Origin of the sequence: Methylobacter psychrophilus (assembly GCF_025583945.1) — a bacterium.
Taxonomy (GTDB): Bacteria; Pseudomonadota; Gammaproteobacteria; order Methylococcales; family Methylomonadaceae; genus Methylobacter_C; species Methylobacter_C psychrophilus.
In genome coordinates this window covers 1-5,596 of record NZ_JAOEGU010000097.1, presented here as the reverse complement: position 1 = coordinate 5,596, position 5,596 = coordinate 1, and the positions used below count along the sequence as shown (strand labels likewise).

At 43.9% G+C, this 5,596-nt stretch carries 3 protein-coding genes; all 3 read right to left on the bottom strand.

Going from position 1 to position 5,596, the window contains the following annotated elements:
- Positions 1 to 637 precede the first annotated feature (637 nt).
- On the bottom strand, positions 638 to 883 hold the full coding sequence (locus N7974_RS20855) for a MarC family protein (protein ID WP_394813138.1): 246 nt from the start codon (positions 881 to 883) through the stop codon (positions 638 to 640).
- 166 nt (positions 884 to 1,049) lie between these two features.
- Entirely contained in the window at positions 1,050 to 3,263 is a 2,214-nt protein-coding gene (locus N7974_RS19910) for a tetratricopeptide repeat protein (protein ID WP_262967283.1), read from the bottom strand.
- A 631-nt stretch (positions 3,264 to 3,894) separates the two neighbouring features.
- Positions 3,895 to 5,202 carry a hypothetical protein gene (locus N7974_RS19905; protein WP_262967282.1) on the bottom strand — a complete coding sequence of 436 codons (1,308 nt, stop codon included), beginning with the start codon at positions 5,200 to 5,202 and terminating at the stop codon, positions 3,895 to 3,897.
- Between the last annotated feature and the right edge of the window lie 394 nt (positions 5,203 to 5,596).

Here is a 5,596-nt window from a genome sequence, read left to right as displayed (position 1 = left end):
ATGCAAAATCTTCAGAATTACCAAAGATGTTTATCGGGGTAAGCACAAGCATTACTCCCTGACATGGAATTTAGTGGCTGCTCTTGTTAACTTACGCTATGACTGTATTTAGGAAAGATGTCTAATATATTTCTTAATATACAAATGGTTAGTATCTGTCTGGTTTATATTGATAGCTCATATTCTAAATTAGAATCCATTAACTAACCTTGCTGAAGCGGTTAAACCGATTAAAGAACGTACTTGAAATAACTTGAATATCTTGTAATGAAGAATTTATTCACCTTGATCAGATAAATTGCCGCTTACCCTTACACACTACACAATATTTTATGGTGATAATTTTTTAGTTTATTTTGAGAATAGTAGAAATAAATTATTTGTACAATACGTAGAAATACCTATAAATTGAAAGCTTTAATCCTACCATTGTTGACAGGAAAGCTAATAGCTAACACTGAAGGTAAGCACCTTTCATAATAGCTTTTAACTAAAGAGCCTGCACTATTGAACTTTACTCCAAGTTTACTGAAAAAAATGAAACAGATTATGATTTTAAGAAGTTATTATTTATCGCAGGTAAAAGCTCCAACGTAGCGAGGAGCCTGGGTTTCAGATTCAAATGTAAGCTAAATATCTAAGCCACCGTCATTCGACCGGTGTCTACTGTCAGGGAAAAAGTAAAGGGGTAAAAAGCATGCGGTTTAATTGAAAAATCAGGATGATTCAGATCTTTTTTAGAAACCGGTTTACTGCCCCCTTTTTGATTTAACAGTTGCCACCCCATTAATGCCAAAACGATCCCTCCCGAGAACTGAACTACCGGGATAGAAATTCCAAAAAGCTTCAGGATATAGCTGCCGAAAAAAAGAAAAAGGCTAATAAAAGGAAAGAATACAAAGCTATTCTTCTCGTCATCGACTTCCAGGTTTGATCGTCAACCCCTCGGGTCATCCCTTAAAGGATAAGATCTGTTCCAATGGGATTAACAATCGGGAACAGTGCGGCGAAAATCATGGGGATAAGTTTTAAAGCTATCAATAAACTGGTCACTTCACACCTTCCAACTCTAGGATTAACTGCTCTATTTCTTTATTGCCCGGCAATACTTCGGCAGCTTTTTTTGCATAAACAAGTGCCCCTTTGTTGTCGCCAGCCTCGCGTTGCATGGAAATCAATGCGCTGAGTATCTGAAGGTTGTATGGCTGACGCTTTTCAGCCGCTTTCAATACGGCCAACGCTTCGCGTTGCTTACCCATAGAATTAAGTGCGATACCGTAAACATACACATAGCGTGCATTATCTGGCGCAAGCTTGCTGGCCTTGGCAAGTTCCTGTAAAGCTATGCTTTTATCTGCTTTGCGCACCAGTAACAAGCCCAGTGCATGGTGTAAATCCGCCGCATTGGGGATTAATGACAAACCTTTGCGTAACTGTTTTTCGCCTTCATCATCGTGACCTTGCTGACGATAAGCATCGGCGAGATTGGCATAGGCACCAACAAAGAGTGGGTCGAGACTAATGGCGCGTTGATAGGCGATAATAGCCTCGTCTATTTTGCCTTGCTGCAAGTAAAAATTACCCACATTAATATTTTCCGCCGGCCAGTCAGCATTAAGCTTTAGAGCAGTTACATATTCTTGCATCGCATTATTGCGACTCTCCCGCCGACCTTCTGTAATCTGACCGTCTGGTACATCAGCAAGCACCCGCGCAGCTTCAATGCGGACACCACGAACCGGATCGGTAAGTAATGGCGAAGCGGATAGTGTTCGATTGATTGGATCAACAGATTCAATCAAGCCAAGACCGGCAATACGCACCGAAGGATCGGCATCTTTCAATTGCGATCGTGCAAACGTTAGCAGATCCGGACTCATCATCGGCTTGATCAACGTAAGAGCGGTAGCACGAACAACCGCCGGACTTGCTGAATCCTGAGCAAGTTCTTGTAATGCAGGTAATGCTTTAATGCCCTGCGTTGCACCAGCGTGCAGTGTCGTGCCGTAATGCGGACGCTTACGCCAATCTTTGCCATACCACTTATCTATCATACCAGCGGCCCATTCAGGCTTTTGTTTTTGATGGCATTGGGTACAGGCATTTGGACTACCTAACGATTGTGATAAATCGGGTCTGGGCAAACGAAAACTGTGATCGTGGCGTCCATCGTTTACCATGTAATTTTGTTCAGGTGCGTGACAGTCCATACACGCAGCACCTTTTGAATCGGGTTTATGGAAATGATGTTTTTCCGTATCAAATTTTTCGGCAACATGACAACGAGTACATAGCGCATTACCTTCGGCGCGTAATTTAAGGGAATGAGGCTCGTGACAATCCATACAAGTCACTCCATTCTGGAACATCTTGCTCTGACGGAACGATCCCCAGGTGTAATCTTCGTCGCGTTGCTGTCCATCGGCATGATAAGTCGGCGGCATCAGTAATGCCGGCTGATGCGTATCTTCCAGCGGCAAACCCGGCAAACTGCCTTCAACCAGCGTCAAGCGGCGTGAATGACAAGCCCAACAGACATTCATCAAGGTATCGTCGGCAGGCTGTTCACGATGAGCAATAACGCCTTTATCAGAAAACTTCCACGCCTCTTGCCAGTGGCTTTGCAGCTTCACTGCCAAGCCTTTATCAACGTCCGTATAGGGCGGCTGTGCCTGCTTCGCCCACTCGACATGCTGTGATGCAGGGCCGTGGCAAGACTCACAAGCGACATTGATCTCCTTGAAAGTTGTTTTATAACTGTCTGTTGGGGCATCGTAGCCTTTTTTCAGATGAGTTGAATGGCATTCAGCGCATTCCATGTTCCAGTTTTGGTAACGCCCCGTCCAATGCAATTGATCGGTATGATCGATTTTTTCCTTTGGATACAAATGAAACCAGCGTTGCCCGCCTTCGCTTTTTGGACGGCTATCCCAAGCAATACTTAGTGTTTGATAACGGCCTCCGGGAAAGGCAATCAAATATTGTTGTAGTGGCGTAACACCAAACGTGTAGGTGATTGAATAATCAGTTAATTTACCATCCGGGCCGTCAGTGCGTACCATAAACTTATCGTCACGCTTAAAAAAAGTCGATTCGACATCGAAGTGTTTAAATTTAGCGTTATTAAAGTCGCCAAGTACGGTTTGTGCAGTAGCTTCCTGCATCGCCAGATCATGATGCGAGCCTTGCCATGCGTTAACTTCGGTCTGATGACATTGCTTACAGGCGCTGGCACCAACATATTCTTTAGTCGTGACAGGCATTATCGGTTCTGATTCTAGTTTCGCTAGCGGAGTAATGGACGAAATTATCGTTACGGGAGGCCTGTTAGCAAAGAAGACAACGCCTATAACCAACCCAACCGACATAAAGATTGATAGCAACAAAAAGAGACGACTGTTACTTTTGCCAGATGGAACGGGGGTTACGTTAGTTTCAGACACGATTTTTGTGGCGGGTTTTGGCGTCTTCCGGCGGTTCATTCTGAGTCCTTAATTGGGGGTCTGGGCGTTGAGATTTTTTGCATCCTACTTGACTGATAGATGTTTCTCAGAGAAGCAAGCTTGGAGCTGCTTAAACTGATCTTGTGGGAAAAGTTCAATGACCATTAGCATCGGAACCGCTCGTAATGTGCATCAAAATGCCCGTTAAAAGCCATCGGAAAATTACGCATCTTCCCGGCGATATCGCCGAAGCTAAAATCAGACGATTTATTGAACGGCCCGGCGGAAACACACTGGGTAGCCACAAATAGGTCGAGAGATTGAACGCCCAGGGATTTTGAGCGGTATCGCTTTTTACTACTTCAGCACTATAGGTGTCGGAAGCAGTAGCCAATATTGTAATTTTTGACCTTGATCAAGGTTGTTCAAAAATAATGACTTCCTGGATACTTCACTTTACTTCTTTTACAAACTCGCAGCGTTGCTTAATCAATGGTGATGCACCTGGATTACCGATACCTCTGGCAATCATGGCAATCACGCGGTCATCCTGATCATAACCGACATGAGCTTGCATGGGATTGGCAAGATCAGCCATACCAAAAGCATCCATGACCTTGGCAATGTTGATATTGACATTAGTGATCTTCGCACAGAGCCGGGAGTCAATATATTTTTCAGAAAAACCGGGTGGTATGCCGTAACTTAACAGGTCATTCGGATCACTAAAGGCAACAATCTCGGTTTCTTTAAGCATACGTTTTTTGTAATTAGCGCCATCAGGATTGCAATAACTTGCCTCCTGTCCTGCCACCTCAGGAAGTTCCCGGCCCAACTGTAACATGGGCAACTGGTTGGACAGCATAAAAAAGGGGATATGCTTGCTTTGTAATGCGGCTATGGCTTTGGGAGAAAGAATCACTTTTGCTTTTTGATCGGAAGAAAAATGTTTTTCGGGGGTGGCCAGCAAAGAAGCAATACGCTGCATACCATCCATGACGATACGACTACCTAAACTATGAGAAATAATGACATAGTTATCGTTGGCAATACGGTCAGCATTGGAATCGTTCAACCCCAGGCAGGCATGTTTACCGCTGCTTGGAAGCTCTGCCCAATCTTGGGTCGCCATCCAACAGAATGACTGTGCGTATGCCGCCAGAATGGGCACTCGGCTTTGTCCCAAGTAAATAATTGGATCGGGGCCGGTATCATTACTGAACTTTTTCAACATACCGTTAATTCTGGCTCTGCGAAAGTCGTATTCGCCTGACGTATCGAAGTTAAGCAATGCTTTTTCTTGCCGGGTAATTCCTGACCAGGTCAACTCGTAAAAGGTCAGTTCTTGGCCATTTTGCTCGTTGAGCAAATGCGTTACCCGCAAATTGCCAAGATCCGTATCCGGAAATAAAGGCGTATTTAAATCAATATTTTTTTGGCCTTCAGAGCGGACATTCAGGTTTAACTCCTTGGCCAGCTTCTCCAAAAATTGAGTAGTATAACCGGGGGTATGATCGCCTACCCCATGTACAAATAGCACCTTGGTTTTACCTTGTTTTTTAGCTAAATCGGCGGCAATACCCGTAAAAGCTTCACCCCACACTTGGCATTGCCGACTATCTTCATTTTCAGACTTTTCCAGAACGGCTTCGGCAGCACCTTTACCAAGACTTGCGCAACCTGATAACAACAGGACGATGGCAAGACATGGCAATAGCAATACGGTTTTTACCGCGCAAATATTAGAATGTTTATTCATCAATTTATTCCAGTGCGTAAAAGAGAATAACTTTATTAAATGCGTATTTTTTCTGATTGCCATGATAATGAATGGCTATTGACTACCAAATATAGTTCTATTTTTATCTATCGTCCTGATTTTGGCTAAAAAATATCACTGTGATGATCGTTTATCACTAGCGGCCCGAATTCGTTGAGAAAAATCAGAAAAATATTGGGTTACGCTATCGCTAACCCAATCTACAGCACTATATCTTTGAGTTAAAAAGGTTTCAGTGTAAACGCAGTTGGATCGGTTACTGCTTCATTAGGATTCCGGTTGGCATTTTGCACAAACTGCTTGGTCCACTGCTTCATAATGCCCTTGGCTGGGCCGTACCAAGTCATCCGGGTCATATCGATGGGGCCAACAT

Coding starts and splice junctions, on each gene's coding strand:
- N7974_RS19910 (WP_262967283.1), bottom strand. CDS start 3,263: ATGCCTGTCACGACTAAAGAATATGTTGGTGCCAGCGCCTGTAAGCAA.
- N7974_RS19905 (WP_262967282.1), bottom strand. CDS start 5,202: ATGAATAAACATTCTAATATTTGCGCGGTAAAAACCGTATTGCTATTG.